This is a genomic window from Sulfidibacter corallicola (genome assembly GCF_017498545.1).
In the GTDB taxonomy this organism is placed as follows: domain Bacteria; phylum Acidobacteriota; class Holophagae; order Acanthopleuribacterales; family Acanthopleuribacteraceae; genus Sulfidibacter; species Sulfidibacter corallicola.
The window spans coordinates 247,113-270,838 of record NZ_CP071793.1 but is presented as its reverse complement, the minus strand read 5'-3'; the positions used below and the strand labels follow the sequence as shown (position 1 = coordinate 270,838).

13 protein-coding genes are annotated in these 23,726 nt (G+C 64.3%); all 13 read left to right on the top strand.

All coding sequences use genetic code 11. The features are described from left to right. The first annotated feature begins 378 nt into the window (after positions 1-378). The 13 genes from J3U87_RS00775 to tssH all read left to right on the top strand — a co-directional run bounded on the left by J3U87_RS00775 (position 379) and on the right by tssH (position 23,717). Positions 379-5,619, top strand: a complete 5,241-nt coding sequence (locus J3U87_RS00775) for an ATP-binding protein (RefSeq protein ID WP_237381115.1) — start codon at positions 379-381, stop codon at positions 5,617-5,619. Positions 5,620-6,055: 436 nt separating this feature from the next. Continuing rightward, complete coding sequence (locus J3U87_RS00770) at positions 6,056-7,519, top strand: sigma-54-dependent transcriptional regulator (protein ID WP_237381114.1); 1,464 nt, start codon at positions 6,056-6,058, stop codon at positions 7,517-7,519. A gap of 1,990 nt (positions 7,520-9,509) precedes the next feature. Next, the gene (locus J3U87_RS00765) at positions 9,510-11,810 is read left to right on the top strand and encodes a type II secretion system protein GspD (protein WP_237381113.1); all 2,301 of its coding nucleotides are present in this window, start codon (positions 9,510-9,512) and stop codon (positions 11,808-11,810) included. A gap of 33 nt (positions 11,811-11,843) precedes the next feature. Continuing rightward, complete coding sequence (locus J3U87_RS00760; protein WP_237381112.1) at positions 11,844-13,634, top strand: Ig-like domain-containing protein; 1,791 nt, start codon at positions 11,844-11,846, stop codon at positions 13,632-13,634. 61 nt (positions 13,635-13,695) lie between these two features. After that, positions 13,696-14,370, top strand: coding sequence for a hypothetical protein (locus tag J3U87_RS00755; RefSeq protein WP_237381111.1), 675 nt, complete (start codon positions 13,696-13,698; stop codon positions 14,368-14,370). A gap of 187 nt (positions 14,371-14,557) precedes the next feature. Then, positions 14,558-15,058: a type VI secretion system contractile sheath small subunit gene (gene tssB / locus J3U87_RS00750; RefSeq protein WP_237381110.1), complete on the top strand. Its 501-nt coding sequence runs from the start codon at positions 14,558-14,560 to the stop codon at positions 15,056-15,058. After that, the gene (gene tssC / locus J3U87_RS00745) at positions 15,051-16,538 is read left to right on the top strand and encodes a type VI secretion system contractile sheath large subunit (RefSeq protein WP_237381109.1); all 1,488 of its coding nucleotides are present in this window, start codon (positions 15,051-15,053) and stop codon (positions 16,536-16,538) included. The genes tssB and tssC overlap by 8 nt, the downstream gene beginning before the upstream one ends. Before the next feature lie 167 nt (positions 16,539-16,705). After that, positions 16,706-17,191 (top strand): Hcp family type VI secretion system effector, encoded by a 486-nt coding sequence (locus J3U87_RS00740; protein ID WP_237381108.1) that lies wholly within the window; start codon positions 16,706-16,708, stop codon positions 17,189-17,191. Between the two features lie 75 nt (positions 17,192-17,266). Then, on the top strand, positions 17,267-17,716 hold the full coding sequence (gene tssE, locus J3U87_RS00735; protein ID WP_237381107.1) for a type VI secretion system baseplate subunit TssE: 450 nt from the start codon (positions 17,267-17,269) through the stop codon (positions 17,714-17,716). An 89-nt stretch (positions 17,717-17,805) separates the two neighbouring features. Further along, positions 17,806-18,195 (top strand): DUF4280 domain-containing protein, encoded by a 390-nt coding sequence (locus J3U87_RS00730; protein ID WP_237381106.1) that lies wholly within the window; start codon positions 17,806-17,808, stop codon positions 18,193-18,195. A 38-nt stretch (positions 18,196-18,233) separates the two neighbouring features. Further along, on the top strand, positions 18,234-20,030 hold the full coding sequence (gene tssF / locus J3U87_RS00725) for a type VI secretion system baseplate subunit TssF (RefSeq protein WP_237381105.1): 1,797 nt from the start codon (positions 18,234-18,236) through the stop codon (positions 20,028-20,030). 39 nt (positions 20,031-20,069) lie between these two features. Further along, positions 20,070-21,056, top strand: coding sequence for a type VI secretion system baseplate subunit TssG (gene tssG / locus J3U87_RS00720; RefSeq protein ID WP_237381104.1), 987 nt, complete (start codon positions 20,070-20,072; stop codon positions 21,054-21,056). A 57-nt stretch (positions 21,057-21,113) separates the two neighbouring features. Then, positions 21,114-23,717 carry a type VI secretion system ATPase TssH gene (tssH, locus tag J3U87_RS00715; protein WP_237381103.1) on the top strand — a complete coding sequence of 868 codons (2,604 nt, stop codon included), beginning with the start codon at positions 21,114-21,116 and terminating at the stop codon, positions 23,715-23,717. Positions 23,718-23,726 lie beyond the last annotated feature (9 nt).

The following is a 23,726-nucleotide window of genomic DNA, read 5'->3' as shown; positions in this document are numbered from 1 at the left end:
AAACCATCGATAAAAATGTCTCTTATTCAATTTTTTCATACCTGTCTTTTCGACTCACCTTCCGCTCTTCCCATGCCATCGTCGCGATCGTGATCCGGCTCCTTTGATTCCGGCCCGTTCGAACTGCGCCGCCTCTTCCCTTTCCGAATTCACACCCGGCTTCGGATCGGTACCCCGAGGATCGGGCCACTTCCCGATTCCGCTTCGGCACCCCTGGTTCATGATTGAACGACAGCGCCCCTTCGCATGGGCATCCTCCCCACGAGGCCCGATCTTTCCGCACCTTGGATCACATTGGTTCCCAAGGCATTGCCAGGATTGGATCGCGGCCCTCGCTCCGGATCGGGGTGAGTCGTCCATGAGCTCGAAGGAGGGCCCGTGTACGCACTGAATCGGTTCGGTTTCGCTGTCGCTTCCATGATCTGGCTCGGTCTCGTGATCGGCGTTTGGGCAGAGGACGCCACCCAGCTCCGCTTTTCCCACTACACCCTCGACGACGGCCTCGGCGGATCGAGGGTGTTCGACATCTTTTGTGACCGACGCGGTTTCGTGTGGATCGCCACGGACGACGGGCTGCACCGCTTCGACGGCCAAGAATTCATCGTCTTTCGTGCCGCCGTCGGCGATCCCGACGCAATCGGCGCCAGCCACGTCCGAAAGCTGGGAGAGGAACCATCGGGGGATCTCTGGATCGCCACCCGGGGTGCCGGATTGAACCGCATGGACCACCGCACGGGCAAATGTCGCACCTACCGCCACGATCCCGACCTGGCGAACAGCATCAGCCACGACGACTTGTACGACCTGCACGTCAGTCCTTCCGGGTCGGTATGGGTAGGTTCGGTGAACGGCGGCCTGGACCGATTCGACCCGCACACGGAAACCTTCGAGCACATCGATCTAGCGGGGCTCCGCGGAGACCGATCGGATCCCGTGAGCGTTCTGTCCGTGCACGAGGACCGCGCGGGCATCCTTTGGATCGGTACCCAAAACGACGGTTTGTGGCGGTGGCACCCCGAAACCGACGAACTCCATGTGTTTCCGACCGATCCCGGGGAAGTGGGCAGCATCGGTGATCGCGACATCGTGAGCCTCCACGAAGACCGTTCCGGTTCAATCTGGGTGGGTACCTACAAAGCGGGACTTCACCGAATCGACCCCGACTCCCTGCAGGTCACTCGCTTTGAAGCCGTGAAGCCGGCGTTCGGCATGATCACCGGCATGGTCGACGGACCCAAAGGATGCCTGTGGATCGCCACGTACAAAGCCGGGCTGGTCCGCCTGGATCCGAAAACGGGTGCCATCCGTTCCTTTTCGTACGAACCCGGGAACCCCACCTCCATCATCGCCAATGAGCTGATGGCGATAGGCCTGGATCATTCGGGCGCGGTCTGGGTCGGGACCGAGGGTTACGGGGCGAGCCGTGTGGATCTGAACCAGAAACCTTTCGAAAACTACATCCATCTCGAGGCCAGTCCCAAACTCGATGAACTCACGATTACCGACGTGATTCGCGATCGAGACAACCGGATCTGGTTCGGATACCGGAAAAACGGCATCGGCATTTTCGACCCCGAACGAACGCGTTTCGAGCACCTGTCGACCGAATCGAAAGGTCCGCTCGCACTTGCCCACAACGACGTCAGGGCCCTGGCCATCGATGCCAAGGGCCTCGTTTACATCGGCTACGAGAATCACGGGATCGAACGCCTGAATCCCGAGAACGGCGCCAGGAATCGCTACACCCACGACCCCAAGGTCGCCGATTCCTTGAGCTACGACCGCGTCACGGCGCTCCTCCCCGATGAACCGGGCGCGATGTGGGTCGGAACCTATGGCGGCGGACTCAACCACATGGACACCGAAACGGGCAGCTTCACCCGATTCAGAAGCGACAAAAACGACCCGACCGCCTTTCCCGGCGGGGTGGTCATGACCTTGTATCGGGATCGGTCGGGACATCTCTGGATCGGAACCCTCGGCAAGGGACTGATCCGTTTCCTGCCGGAACGAACGGCATTCGAACGGTTCACCAAAAACCCCGGAACCCCAGGCACCATCTCGAACAACGACATTCTCGCGCTTCACGAGACCGCCGACGGCGCGCTCTGGATCGGGACCTATGGCGGCGGTTTGAACCGAAGAGACCCCGACGACGGTCGATTCCGACAGTGGACAAGTCGCAATGGCCTACCGAGTGACATGGTCTTCGACATGCTGGAGGACCCGGCCGGCAACCTCTGGTTCGGGAGTGTCGGCTATCTGGTCAAGTTCGATCCGGTCACCGAAGCCATCGAGACATACGATAAGAGCGACGGCATCCTGCCCGTCGCCTTCTCCCAAAACGTGTCGATCACCGATGCCGCGGGTCGGCTGTACTTCGGCGGCGGCAACACCTTCTGTCGTTTCCGACCCGACCGCATCGGCCTTTCCGACTACCAACCGCCGGTCACCTTCACCGACATCTCCTTGGCGGGGAAATCCATCACCCGCGCACCGAACATGCCGCATGCCATCGCGTTGCAGGCCCCGTTGGAAACCCTGCCATCGGCGACGGAAGCCCTGACCCTGTCCCACGAACAACGCATGGTGCGATTCGACTTCACCGCGCTCCACTTCACCCAACCGGAACACCTTCGCTACCGCTACCGCATGGACGGTTTCGACAAGCAGTGGATCGAGACCGACGCCACCCAACGCAACGCCACCTACACCAATCTCGACGCCGGCGACTATCGGTTCCGGGTCCAGGCGACCAACGAGGACGGGGTCTGGAGCGAACGATCCGCCCAAATGCGGCTTTCGGTGCTCCCTCCGATCTGGCTGACCTGGTGGGCCAAGCTGTTGTATGCCCTCACGGTGGCGACCCTGGTCGCGATCTACCTGTTCCAACAACGAGCCAAACTGGAGGGCCAGCGGCACATCGCCAACCAGGAGAAGGAGATTGCACGCCATGCGCGCGAGAGTGCGGAAAAGGACCGCATGCTTGCGAGCGAAGCGCAAAAGGTGGCCGCGCGGCTGGGTCAATTGAACAAGCTGAAGGACGAATTCCTGGCCAATACCTCCCACGAGCTGCGCACCCCGCTCCAGGGCATCATCGGCCTCACCGAATCGCTGATCGACGGCGCTGCCGGCAAGCTGGCCCGCGGCATCGCCGACAACCTCCAGTTGGTCGTGGCCGAGGGCCATCGCCTGGCCCATCTCGTCGACGACCTGCTCGACTTCTCCCAACTGCGTCACCGCGTCCTCGACCTGCGCATCGAGCCGGTCGACCTGCGCGCCGCCGTCGATCTGGTCCTGACCCTCACCCGACCGCGCATTCGCGACCGGCCACTCATGCTGGTCAACGAGGTGCCCGCCGATTTCCCCATGGTCGCCGCCGACGAGAACCGCCTCCAGCAAATCGTCCACAACCTGGTGGGCAACGCGGTCAAGTTCACCGACACGGGCAAGGTCTCGATCCGTGCCGAGCAATGCGACGGCTCGGCCCATATCTCGGTACAGGACACCGGCATCGGCATCCCGCACGACAAGTGGGAGACGATCTTCAACAGCTTCGAGCAGCTCGACGGCTCGGCCACCCGGGCACGTGGCGGCACGGGCCTCGGTCTCAGTATCTCGCGCGCGCTCATCGAGCAACAGGGTGGCCACATCGGCGTGCACTCGGTGCCGAACCAAGGCTCGACCTTCACGTTCACGCTGCCCTTGGCAACCGACATCCAGACCGGTCGATCTGTGGTAGCGCCCCAACTTCCCGTCGTGATCACGGCCGACGGTCAGGAGGACGGCACGGTGCAGCCGGTCGCCGAGCCGGTGGGCCTGCACGTCCTGGTTGTGGACGACGAACCGGTCAACCGGCGCGTCCTGCAAAATCACCTGCTGACCCATGGATATCGCGTCACGACGGTGGGCGACGGCCATCAGGCACTGGAGACCCTGCAGTCCCCGGATCCCGACATCGACCTGATTTTGCTCGACGTCATGATGCCGGGCGTGACCGGCTACGAGGTGTGCCGCACCATCCGTGAAAGCCATCGCCTCCAGGAGATGCCCGTCATCTTCCTCACGGCCAAGACCGGCCTGACCGATCTGGTGGCCGCGTTCCGGTTGGGCGCCAACGACTTCCTCGCCAAGCCGGTATCCAAGGAAGAACTGCTGGCCCGCATCCGCACCCAGCGCGACTTGCTGGACCTGCACCGCAACCTCGAAGACAAGGTCCGGACGCGCACGCAACAGCTCGCCGAGCGCACGGCCGAGGTGGAAACCCAGCACGCGGAGTTGCAGAACCTGTATGGCATCGTGCGGGCCCTGAACCGGCTGGCCCACCTCGAGGAAATCTTCGAAGTGCTGTTGCACCAGGGTCTGAAACTGTTCGACTCCGCCGACCGCGCCGCCCTGCTGGTGCGCGAGGAGGACCGCTTCCGATTCACGGCGATGGTCGGTCACAGTCGCCAGGAGGTGGCCATGCTGAGCGAAGTCCGCATCGAATGGAAGGCGCTGATCGATCGCTACATGCACCAGAGCGAGCGCATCGGGGCCAACATCTTCCGCATCGACAACGCGGGCGCGCTGGCCCCGATCGCGGCCCTGGCCACCCTGGAGCCGTCCCTCTCGCTGGTGGCGTTGGCCATCACCATCGAGGCCCGCGTCGAGGGCTTCCTGGTCTTCTCCAACACACGCGAGACCTTCGCCTTCAGCGATATCGAAGCCCGCCGGTTGGACCGTTTCCGCGAGCACGCGACCGCTGCGGTATCCCGCGCGCGCCTGTTGCGGGCGATCGAGCGCCAAAAGGAAGAGATCGTCCACAACCAGGAGATCATCCTGCGCCAGGAGAAGCTGGCCTCGTTGGGCACCATGACCGCGGGCATCGCCCACGAGATCAACAATCCCAACAATTTCATCGCGGGCGGCGCCGACAGCCTGGCCGTGGACCTGACCCGTTTCCGGGACTTCCTGCTGGCACTACTGGGGGACGAGCCGGACACCGAACTGGTCGAGGCCTTCGACGAGCGACTCGGCGGCATGGACGAACACATCGAACTGATTCGCATGGGCTCGAAGCGGATCACCAAAATCGTGGCGAACCTCATGCGGCTGACGTCCCTCGATCGGGTCGGTCACGCCGAGGCGCGCCTGGTCGACAGTCTTGCCGGAGCCATCGACATGCTTTCGGCGATCCACCCCTCGATCCAACTGCAGGTCGAAATCGACGAGACGATTCGGGTGGCCAGCCGATCGGAGGCCATGGAACACGTCTTCACGAACCTGCTCGCCAATGCCTGCGAAGCGATTCAAACGGCCGAACGCGAGACCGGCCGGGTGACGATCACGGCCGATCGGACGAGCGGAGAGGTCGCGGTGCACATTCGCGACAACGGCTGCGGCATTGCGCCCGAGCGAATGGGCCGCTTGTTCGATGCCTTCTACACCACCCGAGAAGTGGGTTCGGGTACCGGCCTCGGCCTGTTCACCAGTCACCAGATCGTGCACGATTGTGGCGGCCGCATCGAGGTCGACTCGACCGCAGGGCGCGGCACCACGTTCACCGTGTGGTTGCCGCAGGCCCAGGAGCCCGCCGGCGAAACCGGCGCCCTGGCACCGGAACCGAGCCTGGCCTAGCGCAACCGCTCGGCGTTCCTCGCTGTTCCAGGAGGGACGTCGGGCCTGCAGATGGGCCAGGGGCGGAAAGCCCGCCGAATGAACCCTTCGAAGTGATCCAATCCAGGAGTGCCCGCATGACCAGCGCGTTGCCGCGGGTCCCCGACATAGGGAGACGACCCCTGGCCGTCGGTACCCGACCCGCCCGAGCCGCTTGGCTGTGCGCGCATACCCCGAACGTCGCCCTTTCGACAGACCCACCTGCTTGCGCCGATCGATTCCGGTGAAGCCGACGCCAAAATCCACGGGAACGCCGAGGCCGGTCGGTTCGGCGGTAGGTGATCTGGCCGTGCTCGTTCGTATAGGCTAAAATACCTTGTTCGACGGTGTTACGAACCGGGGCAAGTTTCCCTGGCGCGATTCAAAACATGATTATATAGAAAACGGGTTCGGGTCGATGACGGTGTTCAACAAGAAAGCATTGAAAGCCCTCCGAGAGGCGCCTTCGCCACAGAAACGACGCACCATTCTGGTCGTCGACGACGAGCCCTCCAACCTGCTGGTCCTGCAGCGGCTGCTCGAGAAAGACTACGAGGTCCTGACGGCCGTGGACGGCCAGGACGCGCTCGAGCTGATTCAGCGGCTCGACGACCCGGAGCGTCTCCAGCTCATCATTTCCGATCAACGCATGCCGCGTCTCAGCGGGCTCGAACTGCTCAAGGAGGCCCAGACCCTGGTACCCAGGGCCAAGCGCATGATCCTCACCGGGTACACCGATTTCGAGGTCGTCGTCAAAGCGATCAACGAGGTCCAGGTCTTCCGTTTCATGATGAAGCCCTTCGACCGCCAGGAGATGCGTGCGGCGGTCGAGGCCGCGCTGCGAGCCTACGATCGTGCCGCGACACCGACCGTCCGATTTCCCCACATCGTCGGCCGCCATCCCAAGTTGGTGCATACGCTCGATCTGGTCGCCAAGGTGGCCGAATCCGATGCACCGGTGCTGGTGCGCGGCGAGACGGGCACCGGCAAGGAGCTGATCGGCCGGGCCCTGTACGATCACGGCTCGCGCGCCCAAAAACCCTACGTGGTCATTCACTGCAGCGCCCTGCCCGAAAGCCTGTTCGAGGCCGAATTGTTCGGCCACAAGCGCGGCGCCTTCACCGGCGCCCACAGCGATCGGCTGGGCCGTATCGCCCAAGCCGACGGCGGCACGCTGTTCATCGACGAAGTCGCCGAGATTCCGTTGGTCGTGCAGGCCAAGCTTCTGCGATTCCTGCAATTCGGCGAATTCCAGCGGGTTGGCTCCGATCGCGTCGAGAAGGTGGACGTGCGGGTGATCTCGGCGACCCACCAGGATATCCCGGCCATGATCGAGAAGGGCACCTTCCGCCGAGATCTGTACTACCGCTTGAACGTGGTGGAGGTGACCTTGCCGGCCCTGCGCGAGCGCAAGAGCGACATTCCGCTCCTGGTCGACTATTTCCTGAAAAAACACTGGAAACGCGGGGGCGAAGGGCGGCTGGCCGGCGACACCCTGAAGATTCTGGAGCACTACGATTTCCCCGGCAATGTACGCGAGCTGTCGCACATCATCGAGCGCTGCTGCCTGTTGGCCGAATCGGACCTGATCGGGCCGAACCGCCTGCCGCCGGCGGTGTTGATGGCCTATGGAGCCCAGTTGAATCGGAAAGAGGCGCCGGCCGAAAAACCGGCGTTCCGATTCGAAACGCTCAACAACGAGGTCTTGAAACGGGTGCGGGAAGAGGCCAAGCAGCAGGCGGCCGACGAGGTGGAGAAGCAGTTCCTGACCCATCTCATGGCGGAAAACGGCAACAACGTGTCCGCGGCGGCGCGAGAAGCCGACATGCAGCGATCCTATCTCCACCGCCTGCTGAGCAAGCACGATTTCCGGACGGGGTAGGCGCCTGCGGCACGGCGAGCACGACGCCTCTCCCGCGATGCGGACACGCCAGATCGCCAATCGGTAATACGACCGCAGAGCCCGAGTTCTCTGTGAGCGGCGTTAGGCCTGTAGGTTGGCCCGCCGGGCCGACACGTCGAAGCAACCCAAGCAACGACAATCAATTGCACCAAAGAGCGAAGCCGATCATTTCCCTCACGACCCCAATCAAAGCCGCAAAGTCCAAAGTACCCCCATTGCGAGAGGGGCCTTAGGCCTGTAGGTGGAGCAGCTTGCTCCACCAATCGAAGCGACGGCTTCCTCCGCGAATCGTCGCCTCCAAGAGCGGAGCCCGAAACCACACCCTAAACACATCCCCGAAGCGGTCCAACCATGCAATATCCACCTCAAAAGAGAGCCGTCCGGCAGGATCGGCAAGACTTGTAGGTGAGCCGGGCTACGCAGGTCGCCACCTCTGCCAATCGAAGCAATTTATTTAAACAAAATGTGTTACATCAAAAATGGAGCTTTTCCTCGATGATGACCACGAGTTGAAGCCGCTCATTTCCTCATTTCCCGTCGTGGGACGAATCGCTTCCACTTCTGGGGCTGGCAACTCAAAAGCCCCGCGCCTATGGCAACCTTAGGGGGGCTTCCGGATTTGATCACTTCGATTTTGGGCCGTCCAGCGTCACATGGGCTCCGCTCTTTGGCGCTTGTCTTCTTCGACGCCGATCGACTTCGATTGGTGGAGCAAGCTGCTCCACCTACAGGCCTTGCGCCACTCATCGGAATTCAGGAACTCCCGCGGGTTCGGCTTCGACGTGTCGGCCCGGCGGGCCAACCTACAAGTCTTATCGGCCCTCTCAAGATGCGGGGACTTTGGACTTCACGGCTTTCGATTGGGGTGGAAAGGGAAATGATCGGCTTTGCTCTTTGGCGCAATGGATTGTCGTTGCTTGAGTTGCTTCGATTGGTGGAGCAGGCTGCTCCACCTACAGGCCTTATCGGCCCTCTCAAGATGCGGGGACTTCTGGCCTGATTGCTTCGGAATGTGCGACCAGCGGTCGCACCTACCTGGCATTGCGCCCCCTCGCAAGTTGGGGAGAACTCCCGATCTTGGTTACTTCGATTGGTGGAGCAGGGCCGGTAAGGCAAGCTGCCTTCGCGGCCCTGCTCCACCTACGGCCATGGCAACACGCTGCGGAAGGGGGGGACTGCTTCGGGGGTTCACGAGGGGCGGTGAACCGTCCCCTCGTGAACCTGTATCCGGGGGAGTGAACATGTGCAACTCGGTCGGTTTCACCTTCGCTCCGGCCAGGGGCGCTTTTTCGCCATCGCGCACCGTTCCGCCATGCCCAAAAACGCCCTTAAGTCACTCACTTCATATGCTTTATTCAACACATTCCAAGAGTATTCCCTGGTTGGCACCGGCCTTGCCCTTTACCGACGCAGATACGGAGTACGGAGCGCGAACACCCTGCTCGCGTTCTTCCCGGCAACCTGCCCGAGGGGGGGTCCCACATCGATCGAGCGATCGGTCGTCAGGCCCCTGGTGTCGGCAACGGAATCACGGCGGTTTGTAAATCATGGCGCTTTCACTCGTTGGGTGATGGGCCGGTTGAGGGGAAACCGCCACGATTCCCGCCTGACGCCCAGTCGTTTCGACGGGACGCCCCCTCGGGATTTTTCCCGACCGGACACATGCCGAATTCACCTCACGAAACGGCCTGGTACTCCTACCCCTCGAGACAAGCCGCGATCTTTTCTCGACCACTCGGGGAGAAACCGTGAAGAAGAAGATGCAAACACCTAAAACAAAACAATTTATACCAAACAAACGCTCCCCCGTTTCCTCCGTGAACTCGGTGGTGAAAACCCGCAGTCACTGTCGATCGGGATGGGCACGGCCCCTCCAGCCTAAATTCAGCAGGGTTCGATCACCCTAACCAATCCCAGTATCACAAGTCCCCAATCCCAATACCTACCCATAACCCAAAGGCGAACGACGATGACGTTACCCATACTATGTTTCGGCTACTTCTCGCTTGGCTCGGCCCTGATGATGCTGTTCGCCCAAAGTCACGTCGATCTCCATAGCCAGGCCAATCCCGCGCCGGTAGCGCCCCAATCCTCCGCCCCGACGGAACAGGTCTCACCCAACCCAAAGTCAGCACCGGCATCCGCAAGTGACCTGATCGACTCGGCCCGGACCAAAGGCCGGAAGGCCGCCGGCAAGGCCCAAGCCGAAGCGGGTAAACGACTGCCCGCCTCCAAACCCGAATCGCCCGTGTCCCAACCCACGGAAAAACCTCGACCCGATGCCGCCGCAACTGCGCAGGAACCAAAAGCGGGTGTGGCAGCGCCGACGACGGCCGCGGCTTCCGATGGGCCCGCTCCAGCGGAATCCCAAGCCAAGCCCGTCCACGAAGAAACCCTGCTCAGTCCAGGCTTCACGGCCTTTTTCGAACCGGACGTCCGGCTCGGCAGCGTCATCGCCGAAGACCTGGATCTGGCGCCCTTCCTGCGCACGCTGGCCCGTGAGCACCGCATCAAGCTGGTCGTCGACCGCGCCCTGGACTTCCAATTCACCCTGAAGCTCACGGAATCGCGAACCGGCATCAACGAACTGCTCAACGAACTCGCCCACCTCTTCCCCATTTCCTGTGAACGCCTCGGCGATTTCGTGTATGTGCGCCCACTGCCAAAACCGGACGTGCGCAACGACATCCTTTACGATCCGATCGATCAGTGGCTCGGCCTGGACCTCGACGGTCTGCCCCTCGCCGACCTGGCCGAAGAACTGACCCAGATCACCGGCAAGAACGTGTTCCTCGACGACTCGGTCGATCCCGACCAGAACGTCACCAGCTTCCAATCCAGGCTGCCCTTCACCGAAGCACTCGCCTTCCTGGCTCGCGCCAACGGACTCGGCGTCAAACACGAGCGCGACATCCACATCCTCGGCCGAGTGCCAGGCGTCCACATCCGCAACGGCCTGATCGACATCTGGTTCGAAAACACCCCGCTATCCACCATCCTCCACGCCATCGCCGACGAAGGCCTCTACCCGATGATGATCAGCGACGGCGTCGAGGGAACGGTCAGCGTCGACTTGCGCCAGATGAGCATCGAGGCCCTGCTGGCCCTGCTGCTGGCGGATACGCCCTTCAACTACCACAACCGCGACGGCGTGCACGTCATTGGCAAGGGCAACTCCAGTTACCTCAACGAAACCCTGCTGGTTCCCTTCGAGCGGGTCCACGTGAACATGATCCCGCCCATGCTGCCGGAGCCGATGCTGGAAGGCGTGACGGTGATGGAGATCAAGGAGCACAACGCCCTGCTGATCACCGGCAACCCCACCAAGGTGCGCGCGCTGGAGCAGGTGGCGCGAAGCCTGGACCGCACGGTGCCCCAGGTGCTGCTGGAAGTGGTGGTGGTCAAGTACGACACGCTCGACGAATTCAACCTGGGCATGAAGATCACCAGCGGCAATGGCCAACAGCTCTTCCCCACCCCGAACTTCACGCTCGACGGGTACCGCCGCGAGGGCAACAACTTCACCATCGCCCGGTTGCCCTCGAATTTCACGCTTCAACTGGAAGCCCTGGACCACAAGAACCACCTGCGGGTCCTGACCAAGCCGCGCATCGCCTCGCTGAGCGGGAAACCGGCCAATCTGGTGGTGGGCAGCACCCTCTTCTACCGCATCGAAACCGAAGAACTGGTGGGCCAGGAGAACCCTCGCGTGCGCACCACCCAAAAGGTGGAATCGGTCGAGGCCAACACGCAACTGCAGATCACGCCCTGGGTCATCGACGACGACCTGATCACGGTCGACATCCATACCGAATTCAACACCTTCGAGGGCGCGGTCGAGGACAATGTGCCACCACAGTTGGCGGTGAGTTCGGTGAACTCCACCGTCCGCCTGCGCAACGGCGAAACGGTCATCCTGGGCGGGCTGTCCCTCGATCGAAAGGAAACCGACCGCAAGGGCCTGCCAGGCATCAGTCGGGTCCCCGTGCTGGGTGCGCTGTTCCGCAACCGCGAACTCGCCACGTCGCAGAGCCAGATGGTCATCTACATCACGCCGCACATCTACGACGGCCGCCCCGGCTCGCCCGAGTTCCTCCAACACCCCGAAAAGCTGGAGCGGGATTTCGAACCCAAAAAGCACAAGCGCAAACTGCGCCGCAAAAAGCGCCGAAAGCGCAAGGCCCAGCGAGAGGAAGCCACCAGGACCACACCGTTGCCGCAGCCCCATCCCCGACCTACCCCCAACCCCGAATCTTCCTCGGGTACCTGACCGAAACCCACCGTCTTTCAGGAGATGTACGCCATGAACCCACTCCCGCACGGGTATCGCGCCCGCCTGCGCCACACGCCGACCCTGCTGATCGCGCTGATGCTGCTCGGTTGCGCGTCGGGCACGCCGGAACTGGACGAGAACAGCACCTTGAGATTGAGCGTCGCGCCCGCCAAGATCGGCAACATGGGCGAGGCCGCCCAAGTCACGGTATTCGCCACCAATGCCGGAGGTCGGCCGGCCTTCGACGGCACCGCGGTGACCCTGGTCGCCACCGGTGGCACCCTGACCGAGCAGGTGGTCCTCCAGAACGGCTCGGCCACGGCGACGTTCTACAGCGACGCCGCCATCGGCACGGTCACGGTCACGGCGATCTCCGGTGCGGCCGGACTGGACCAGAGCGTTCAGGCCGAAATCGAAATCGTCGACCACCGGGCGCCACTCGGCGAGGTACGCATCTCGGCGGGTCCCTCCCAGATCCCGGCGACCGGGGGCATCGTCTCGCTGCGCATCCAGGTCCGCGGCGCATCGGGTCAGGCCCTGCCCGGCGAGGAAGTCTGGATCTCGTGCGATCGCGGCTGGCTGACGAGCGGCAATTTCTCGCAGAAGACCAACGCCGCCGGCGAGATATCGGACACCCTGCACCTCACCGGTCCCTACGCCGAAGACATCGAGAAAGCGACCTTGACGGTCCAGGTTCGCGACCAGACGAACACCACCGAGATCGCCATCAGCGGGAACCGGAGCCCGGAAGCGATGATGTCGGTTTCGGCCGAGAAGGTCGTGGTGGGCCAGCCCATTTTCGTAGACGGCAGCGCTTCGCACGATCCGGACGGGACACTTGCACCCGGTGATTTCCGCTGGCACTTCGGCGACGGCACCGAGGCCCGAGGGGTCACCGCCCGCCACACCTACAGCCAACCCGGCAGTTACCCGATCCTGCTGAAGGTGGCCGACGAACTGGATGCCGAGGACTCGGCGACGGCCACGGTCGTGGTCGAGGCCGAAACGCCCAATACGCCACCCACCGCGCAGTTCAGCTTTTCGCCCGGCGCCCCCCGATCGGGCGAAGCGGTTCACTTCAACGCATCCGCCAGTGCGGACGAGGACGGCACCGTCGCGTCCTATCACTGGGATTTCGGCGACGGCCAGGCCGTCACGACCGAGGATCCTCGAATCAGCCACGTCTTCACGGATGCCGCGACCTACGTCGTCAACCTGGCCGTGACCGACGACCAAGGCGCCCGTACCGCGGCCGAACCGCTGAACCTGGAAGTGGCCGGCAACCAGCGCCCGACCGCCGTGCTGACGGCCGCACCGGCCACGGTCAAGCCCGGCGCGGAAGTCGTCATCGACGGCTCGGCCTCCCACGACGCCGACGGCCACCTGGTGAACTATCGCTTCGACATGGGCGACGGCACCCGTCGTACCGGCGGTCAGTCGACCTGGCGTCACCGCTACGAAGAACCGGGCCACTACCCGATCCTGCTGACCGTGATCGACGACCAGGGCGCGGCCAGCCTGGCCACCGCCGAGGTGACGGTGGCCGAAATCGAGCCGCCCACCGCCCTGATCGAGATGGATCCCGCCAGCGGCGCGATCGCCGGTCAACCGGTCATCTTCAGCGGGCGTGGCTCCAGCAGCGACAACGGCGCCCTGACCCACTTCCACTGGAGCTTCGGCGACGGTGGCGCCGGCAACGGCCCCGAGATCTACCACGTCTTCCACCAACCCGGCATCTACCCGGTCTCGCTGATGGTGGTCGACAGCAGCCAGGCCAGCGACAAAACGCTCGTGCGCGTCGAAGTCCTGCCCCCACCCTGAACCCCGGCAACCCATCCCATCCACGCCACTTCACGTCGTCCGAGGAGAAAGGAGGTACCTCATGTCACTCGCGACCGCCCAACATCCCGCGGTGCCCGCCACCCCGCACACCATGATCCAAACCGTGATCCAGCAGCACCTGGACCTACTCGTTCGCGTACACCGGCAACGCATGCTCAGTCCCTACTACCGCCAGGTCATGACGGAACTCCTGGAAACGGATCACACCCGGTGGCTCGACGAACAGGGACGGTTGCGGGGCGACCTTACCACCGCCGAACAATGCCAAAGCGAATCCTGCCTCGATTTCTTCCGCGGCTTTTGGCACCAGTACCTGGCCCCGCTGTACGCCCGCACCGCCGACTCGATCGGCTATCGCGGCACTGCTCCCGAAACCCTGCTCCTGCGACCGTTCAACCGGCTGTTGATGCGCGGCGACTGGCTGACCTTGCCCGTCCCGACCCCCGCCTTTTGGAACCTGGCACCCGGCGGCGACGGCGAGTCAGCCACCGAGATCTTCCTGCACATCCACACCGGCATCGAATACCCCATGCTCTTTCGGGCACCACCGCCGTTCCTGGGCGCGCCACGTTCCGGCCACGATCCCCGAACGGCCGACGTCATTCTGGCGCCGTCGCACTACCGGGTCCTGCGCAGCGTCCGCCACCACGTCGGCGAAAAGGAGTTGATCGCCATCAGTGTCCGCCCCATAAACCCCTGGCCAGAAAAGATATAGCAAGGACCCGGAGCGTCGGCTCGACCACCGGAACAGCTCGAAATCGCCGCGCGGCAAACCCCGAAGCGACGACCGCGATGCCCCGCACCGACCACCGCCAGATCGCGCGGGCGGACCAGCCTCCGCCCGCGCGCCACCCCTCGACCCTTCCGAACCATTCCATCGAAACCCAACCAAGGAGAACGCCATGTCCCAAAGTACCCAGCACAAAATCGGTCGCGTGCGACCGCCCCGCGTGCAAATCACCTACGACGTCGAAGTAGGCGAGAACACCGAAGTCAAGGAGCTGCCCTTCGTCGCCGGCATCATGGCCGACCTGTCGGGCGAGCCCAAAGAACCCCTGCCACCGCTGAAGAAGCGCAAGTTCGTGGAAATCGACGGCGAGAACTTCGACAAGGTCCTGGCCGCCAGCGATCCCCATCTCAGTTTTCGCGTGGACGACGTGCTGACCGGCAACGGCAAGCTCGACGTGGAACTGGACTTCGCCGAGCTGGAGGATTTCAGTCCGACCCGCGTGGTCAGCCAGGTTCCGGCCCTGGCCAAGCTGCTGGAGGCCCGCATCCGCCTCAAGGACCTGATTTCCAAACTCGACGGCAACGAAGACCTGGACGGCCTGCTCCAAGAGGTTCTCAACAATTCGGAGGAGCGCGAAGCCCTGAAACAGCAGTTGGGAGGCAGCGATGACTGAAGCAGCCATGGAACAGACCGCGACCGCCACGGCCACCGAGGAGCAGCCGCTCCTGGACCGCATCATTCAGGAAGGCCGCATGGCCCGCAACCAGTCCCAGCGCGATCGGGCCGTGGAGTTGATCGACAGCTTCGTGGCACAGGTCATGGAGCGTGAGACCGTCGCGGTCCACCACGATACGATCGCCATGATCAACGAGCGCATCGCCCAACTGGATGAGGCGATCAGCGCCCAACTCAACGCGATCATGCACGCCGAACCCTTCAAGAAGCTGGAATCCACCTGGCGCGGCCTGAGCTACCTGGTCAAGAACAGCGAAACCGGGTCCAGCCTGAAACTGCGCGTGCTCAACGTGCGCAAGGACGAGCTCCAAAGCGATCTCGAGAAGGCCGTCGAATTCGACCAGAGCGCCCTGTTCAAGAAGATCTACAGCGAGGAGTTCGGCACCTTCGGCGGCGCACCCTACTCGGTGCTGATGGGCGACTACGAGTTCGGTCGCGGCGCCAAGGACGTGGCCCTGATGCGCATGATCAGCGAAGTGGCCGCCGCGGCCCACGCGCCCTTCGTGGCCGCCGCCTCGGCCAACCTGTTCGACATGGACAGCTTCACCGAACTGGCCAACCCGCGCGACCTGAGCAAACTGATGGAGAGCACCGAGCTGGCCAAGTGGCGCGGCTTCCGCGAAACCGAAGACGCCCGCTACTTCGCGCTGACCCTGCCGCACATCCTGTTGCGCGGCCCCTACGGACCGGAGACCAATCCGGTGGAAGAGTTCGGCTTCCAAGAGGACGTCACCGGCCGCGACCACGACAAATACCTGTGGGGCAACGCTTCCTGGGCCTTTCTGCAACGCATGACCGACTCGTTCGCCAAGTACAAGTGGTGTGCCGCGATTCGCGGCGTGGAAGGCGGCGGCGTCGTCAGCGACCTGCCCACCCACACCTTCGCCACCGACGCCGGCGACCAGATGCTCAAATGCCCGACCGAAGTGCCGATCACCGATCGCCGCGAGAAGGAACTGACCGAGTTGGGCTTCATTCCGTTGGTCCACTGCAAGGGCACCGACTACGCCACCTTCTTCGGTGCGCAATCGGTCAACAAACCCAAGGAATACAGCAACGACAAGGCCTCGGCCAACGCGCGGATCTCGTCGATGCTGCCCTACATCATGGCCAGCAGCCGCTTCGCCCACTACCTGAAGGCCATGATGCGCGACAAGATCGGCAGCTTCGCGACCCGCGATCAGATCAGCAAGTTCCTCAACACCTGGATCAGCCAGTACGTGCTGCTGGACGACAACGCGCAGTACGAAACCAAGGCCCGCTACCCCTTGCGCGAGGCACGCGTGGACGTGCTGGAGAACCCCAACCGCCCCGGCAGCTACCGCGCCGTGGTCTTCCTGCGGCCCCACTTCCAGTTGGACGAGCTGAGCATGTCGCTGCGGCTGGTGGCCGAACTGCCGCCGCCCGCCAGCGCCTGATCGCCCACGGCAACGGACCTTCCCCAGCGAAGCCGCCCATCGCGTTCCTCTCTCGTGATCATCGAAATGCCAAGAGCAATCCCTGTTCGCATCAACCCGAAACCGGGGCCGGTCCGCCACCCACGGCGGCCCCCCACAACCGATCCCCATCAATCGAGGAGTAAATCATGTTCAATATTTTCATGACGTTGCAAGGCATCGAAGGCGACACGCTCACCAAGGGCTACGAAAAACACGTGGGTGTGAGCTCGTTCAGCCACGGCCTCAGCATGAATGCATTCTGTATCCCTGGTAAGGAAGGCCGTACCCAGGGCTACGTGCACCACAACGACGTCAGCATTTCCAAGGTGATGGACAACACCTCCGTCAAGATCCAAGAGAAGTGCTGCCAGGCCGATCCGATCCCGGAAGTGACCATCAAGATCTGCCGCGAGAAAGGCTCCAACCTGATCCCGATCATCACCTACACGCTGCACGACGTGCTCATCAGTTCCTACAGCGTGTCGGCCGGCGCCGGCGGCAATCCGATGGAGAACCTGACCCTGAACTACAGCACCATCAAATGGGAGTACAAGGACCAGCGCGAAACCGGTCTGCCCCAAGGACAGATGGCTGCAGGTTGGGATATCCGCGAGAACAAGTCCGCGGCCTAAGGTCACGCGCGGCGGCCGGCGGACCCCGGTCGCCGTTTTCTTGCGGATGCGATCACCTCGAGAAAGGAACACGTCATGGATTCGCTGAAACCGCAATCGGGGGTGCCCGCACCGCTGTTCACCCGACTCTTCGATCACGAACCGGAGCGCCGCGACGAACCGATCCCGCTGCGGACCCTGGACCGCGCCGGCCTGCTGGACTCGATCCGCGCGGAACTGATGGCGCTGCTGCAAACCCGCGTCGGGCTCCCCATCGAGCAATGGCTGTCCCTGGAAAAGACCGTGTTGCATTTTGGCCTGCCCGACATGCTCCACCTATGCACCACCTCCAAGGCCGATCGCGAACTGGTCGCCCACATCGTGCACGAGGCGATCCTGGCTTTCGAGCCCCGTCTCCGGGAACCGCGGGTCCTTCCCCGAAGCCGCGAGTTCCGCACCGGCCGTTTCCACTTCGAACTGCGCGCCCTGATGCCCATGGGCACGGTGGTGGAACCGGTCTCGTTCCCGCTCTACCTGCAACTCTGACCCGCGACACCGGCACATCCGCGGTGTCCGCGAACCCGGGCCGGACCTCTTCCGCAAGAGGCACGCGTCGTCGACGAAAGGAAGACCCCATGTCCCTCCAAGTGACTGCCACGGCCATGACCGCCTGCACCTTCGGCCTCGCCCCGGGCCAGCTCAACGTGCTGCCCATCGCCCGCACGCTGGCGGAGGGGAAACCCGCCGCCAACATCATGGACCACAAACCGTTGCTGAACATCATGCCCCACGGACTCTGCTCCTCGCTCGCCAATCCCACCGTCGCGGCGGCCACCGCGGCCGCCCTGGGGGTCCTGACCCCGATGCCCTGCATCCCCATGACGATCGCCCCCTGGCTGCCCGGCTCGCCGACGGTGCTGGTGGGCAACATGCCGTCCCTCAACAACTGCTCCAAGTGCATGTGCATGTGGGGCGGCATCATTTCGATCGGCCTGCCCGGTGCCTTCCGCACCATGGAACCCTGAACCACCACCTCGCTCGCGTTTTCCCCCTGGAGATACCCGTGAACCACTCGGAGACGTTTTCCCGATACCTGTCCGAACTCACCTACCTGCGCCGCATGGGCCAACACTTCGCCAAGCGCCACCCCAAGGTGGCCGCGCGCCTCCAACTGGCCCCCAACGACTGCGCCGATCCCCACGTGGAACGGCTGCTGGAAGGTTTCGCCCTGCTCAGCTCCCGGCTCCAGGACCGCATCGACTCGGGCTACACCCACATCGCCGAATCCTTCCTGGAAGTGCTCTATCCCCAGTGGGTGGTCCCGGTGCCGGCGATGTCGGTCGCCAAGTTCGACTTCCTCGATCCCGACCTGGTCCTCACCTCGGCCTACCACCTGCCGCGCCACACGCCGCTGGCGGCCGAGTCCAGCCGCGGGCTGCGCTGTCGCTTCCGCACCGCCGCCGATCTGGACCTGTGGCCGATCGACGTGGTCTCGGCCACCTTCGTCGCCCCCGATCACCTGGACCTGCCGAGGGTCCCGAGCGGGGTGGCCACGGTGCTGAAACTGACCCTGGAAGCGACGGCCAGTACCCTGGACGAGATGGATGTGGCGAACCTGCGTTTTTACGTGGACGGCGATCGGGCCACGGTGCCGGCCCTGCTCGATGCGCTGTTTGGCGGGGTTCGCGGGCTGGCGCTGATTCCCGACGGCGATCCCGCCCGGGCGCGCATGTTGGGCCCGGCCCACCTGAAACCCTGGGGCCTGGACGACGCCCACGCCCTGCTGCCCTACCCCGAAACCGCGCGGCCCGGGTTCCGCCTGCTCCAGGAGTACTTTCACTTCCCCCAGAAGTTCCGTTTCTTCGAGATCGACGGCCTGTCCGGCCACGGCGCGGTGGGCCGGCTCGACCTGGCGATCCTGCTCACCGAACACCCCAACGAGTTGACCATCGACCGCCACACATTCCGTCTGGGTGCGGTGCCCATCATCAACCTCTTTCCCATGGCCAGCGACCCGATCCGCATCGACGACACCCAACTGGAATACCCGCTGCTGCCCGATGCCTGCGCCCGCCGAACGACCGAAATCTACCGCATCCAACACGTCTCCGATGCGCCCGCCGATCCCACCAGCGGCACGATTCCGCCCTACTACGGCTACCGCCACTTCAGCGCCGACGATGATCACCCCTGTTTCTGGAAGGCCCGACGTCGCACGAGTTTTCAGGACGACATCCCGGGGACGGACATGATGCTGAGCCTGGTGGACGCCCACGGCGGCACCACGCGGCCGAACACGCGCCTGATCTTCGCCCACATGCTGTGCACCAATCGCGGCCTGGCTGCGGAACTCCCCAGCGGCGCCATGCTCCAGCTCGAGTGCGCCTCGCCGCTGGCCCAGGCCCACCTGCTGGTCAAGCCGACCCTGCCGGTGGATCCCGTCCGCCACCAGGCCGCCCTCTGGCAGCTCGTCGCCAACCTGTCGCTCGATCACCTGGCCCTGGACGGCCCCGCCGGCCTGGCGGCACTCCAAGAGACGCTGTTCCTGTTCGCCCCGCGCGACAACGCCGACGCGGCCCGCCAGATTCGCGGCCTGCGCGGCCTGAAGTGCCGTCCACAGTTCCACCACCTGAACAGCCAGGATCGACGGGGGTTCTGCCGCGGCCTCGAAATCACCCTGACGGTCGACGATTCCAGCTTCAGCGGATCGGGGTTCTACCGCCTCGGTGCGGTGCTGGACCGCTTCTTCGCGACCCAAACCACGATCAACTCCTTCACGCGCCTGATCATCCAGCGCGAAGGGCGCCAAGGCGTCTGGTGGCATTGGCCGCCCCGCTGCGGCGACCTGGCGCTGGCGTGAGACCGCTCGCGACCCACCCCACCGAACCCGGAGGAATCCATGTCCCCCCCAAAAAGCCTGGCCGAAGCCGCCGAACACTGTGAGTTCCTACAGCTCGTCCGCCTGCTGGAACGCGCCCGTCCCCACTGCCGTCCGCTGGCCGAAGGCGTGGAGCCCGAACGCGAAGCCGTCCGGTTCAAGGCCGCCACGGGACTCGCCTTTCCCGGTCGCGAGATCGACCGGCTGACCTTCGGGGATACGCCCGAGGAGCCGCCGACACTGTGGTGCCGCCATCCCGTCCTCACGGGTCAGTTCGGTCCGCTGCCCCAGATGTTCACCGAGTGGATCATGGAGCAGGAAGCCAACGGTGACCGCGCCGCCTCGGACTTTCTCGATATCTTTCACCACCGTTTGATCGCGCTCTACGTGCGCATCCACAAGGCCTTCATGCCGGCGCTCTCGACCGTCGATTCCGGCGAAGCGCGGCTCTCGGGCCATCTGGCCTCGCTGTTGGGCCTGGTGGTCGGAACGGACGACGCACGGCGAGGTCCGGGCGATCGCGCCTACCTAGCCCTGGCCGGTTTGTTGCTCGACCGCAATCCCAATCCCGTCAACCTGCGCGCTCTGGTCGCCGCCTTTTTCGGGATCTCCGCCCGGGTGGTCCCCTTTCGCGGCCGTTGGGAATCGCTGGAATCCGGTACCACGGCGCGCCTCAGCGGGATCGGGGAGGGTGCCACACTCGACGGGACCACCGCACTCGGCGGACGTGCTTGGATCGCCGACGGCGCCTTCGACCTGGTCCTCGGCCCACTCACCCCCGCACGGGCCGGCGATTTCCTTCCGGACGGTTCGGCCTTCGACGATTTGTGCGATCTGGTGCGGCGCTTCACCGGCCCCAGCCTGGACTTCCAGATCGTGGTGCACGTCGCCGCCGAACCCACGAAAGGCGCCCCACTGGGCTCGGATCGCGCCCGGCTCGGCTGGAACGCACGCCTGCGTGCCGACCGCGCCCAACCGACCCGTTTCACCCTACGCCCCACCGCCTGACACCGAGCCCGCCCGCCGCCACGCGCGGCAGCGGCGCGAAGCCAAAGGAGTTTTGCCATGAACGATTCGCTTCAATCCCTGATCCAAAAGACCAACGGCCTGTGCCGCGCCGCACTGACGGAAGCCGCGGAAAGCTGCCATCGCGAAACCCATTACGACATCGAGGTCGAACACCTGCTGCTACAACTGCTGGACCGGCCCGAATCCGACCTGGTCCTGATCGCGAGGCACTTCGACGTGGACCCCGGCGAGGCCCGCCACCACGCCAAATCCACTCTCGACCGCCTGACCCGCGGCAACACCCGTACGCCGGCCTTCAGTCCGCACCTGATCAAACTCCTGCGCGAAGCCTGGGTCCTGAGCTCGATCTGGCTGGGCGCGTCGCGCCTGCGCTCGGCGACCCTGCTGTTGGCCCTGGTGGAAAAGCCCTCGCTGCGCGGCCAATTGAGCGGATCGCCACTTTTGCGGCTCTCGCCCGAGCGCTTGCGCGAAGCGATGCCCACCCTGGTCGCGAACTCGGCCGAGCAACCCGACGCTACCGAAACAAGCGACGGCACGGTCGCGACCCAAGACACCGGCGACACGCCGCTCCTGGCGCGCTACACCCTCGACCTCACGGAGCGGGCGCGCAGGGGCGAGATCGACGAAGTGGTCGGCCGCGACCGCGAGATTCGCGCCCTGACGGACGTCCTGATGCGCCGTCGCCAGAACAACCCGATCCTGGTGGGCGAAGCGGGCGTGGGCAAGACGGCGGTCGTGGAAGGACTGGCCCGTCGCATCGCAGCCGGTGACGTGCCGCCGCCCCTGCGCGGCGTCCGCCTCATGATGTTGGATTTGGGCCTGTTGCAGGCCGGAGCGGGCGTGCGCGGCGAGTTCGAGAATCGCATCAAAAAATTGATCGCGGAGATCAAGGCCAGCACGACGCCGATCGTGCTGTTCGTCGACGAGGCCCACGGCCTCATCGGGGCCGGTGGCCGCGAGGGTCAGGGCGACGCCGCCAACTTGATCAAACCAGCCCTGGCGCGCGGCGAGCTGCGTACCATCGCCGCCACCACCTGGTCCGAATACAAGCAGTATTTCGAAAAGGACGCCGCCCTCACCCGCCGATTCCAGCCGATCGCCATCGACGAACCGGACGAAGCGACGGCGATCGCCATGCTGCGCGCCGCGGCACCCCATTTCGAACGCCACCACGGCGTGCACATCCGCGACGAGGCGATCGAGCAGGCGGTTCGTCTCTCCCATCGCTACATCGCCGGTCGCCGCCTGCCCGACAAAGCGGTGAGCGTGCTGGACACCGCCTGTGCGCGGGTGGCGTTGAGCCAGCACGCGATTCCGGCCAGCCTGGAGGAGACCCGTGCGGCCCTGACGCGGCTGGACCACGCGTTGGCGCGGCTCGAAGCGGAGACCCGGCTGGGCCGCGATCACGAATCCCGCATCGAAACCCTCCGATCCGAACGCGACGCACTCGAAGCACAGGAGCGCACCGGGCAAGCGCGCTGGCAGGAGGAGAAGCGCCAGGTCGATCGGATGCTGGCGTGGCGCCGCGAACGGAACGGCGAGGTGGAAGCGGACGAGGGACGCCGCGTCACCGTGGAATTGGCCGGAATTCAGGGCGATCACCCGATGATGTCGATCGATGTGGACGGCGAAGTGGTGGCCCGGGTGATCTCGAGCTGGACCAAGATCCCGCTGGGCAACATGCGCGTGGACGAGGTGGACAGGCTCCTGGAGCTGGAACAGACCCTCGCGCGGCGGGTCCTGGGCCAGGATCACGCGCTGCGTCAGGTGGCGCGACGCCTGATCGCGGCCAAGGCTGGCTTGACCGATCCGGGCAAACCCACCGGGGTCTTCCTGCTGCTGGGCCCCAGCGGCGTGGGCAAGACGGAGACGGCCCTGGCCCTGGCCGAAGCGATGTTCGGCGGCGAGCACTCGTTGATCACCGTCAACATGTCCGAGTTCCAGGAAGCCCATACCGTGGCCGGCCTCAAAGGCGCGCCCCCGGGCTACGTGGGCTACGGCAGGGGCGGCGTGCTGACCGAGGCGGTTCGACGCGCGCCCCACAGCGTGGTCCTGCTGGACGAAATCGAGAAGGCCCACCCCGACGTGTGGGAGCTGTTCTTCCAGGTCTTCGACAAGGGTTTCATGGAGGACGGCGAAGGCGTTCGCATCGATTTCCGCAATTGCATCATCCTGTTGACGGCCAACGTGGGCAGCGGCACCATCGGGCGGCTCTGCGACGCCGAGCATCCCGATCCCGAGGTGCTGATGGAAGCCCTCCGGGACGAACTCACCCAACGGTTTCCGGCGGCGTTTCTGGGCCGCCTCCAAACCATTCCCTACTACCCGCTGAACGACACGCTGCTGCGGCGCATCGTGATTCAAAAGCTGGATCGCCTCGCAGCCCGGTTCCAGGCCACCCATCGTGCCCCGCTGGACTACGCCCCCGCCCTGGTGCCCTTCCTGATGGCCCGCTGCGACCGGTCCGAGAGCGGGGCCCGCGACATCGACCGCCTGATCCACGAGTCGGTCCTGCCGGAACTTTCGGTGGCGATCCTCTCCCAAATGGCGGCGGATGCCTCGATCTCAGGAGTCCAATTGGCCGTCGAGGAAGACCGCGTGGTGCCCCACTTCGCCGAAACCGCCGTGGTCACGGCCTAAATCACCCCC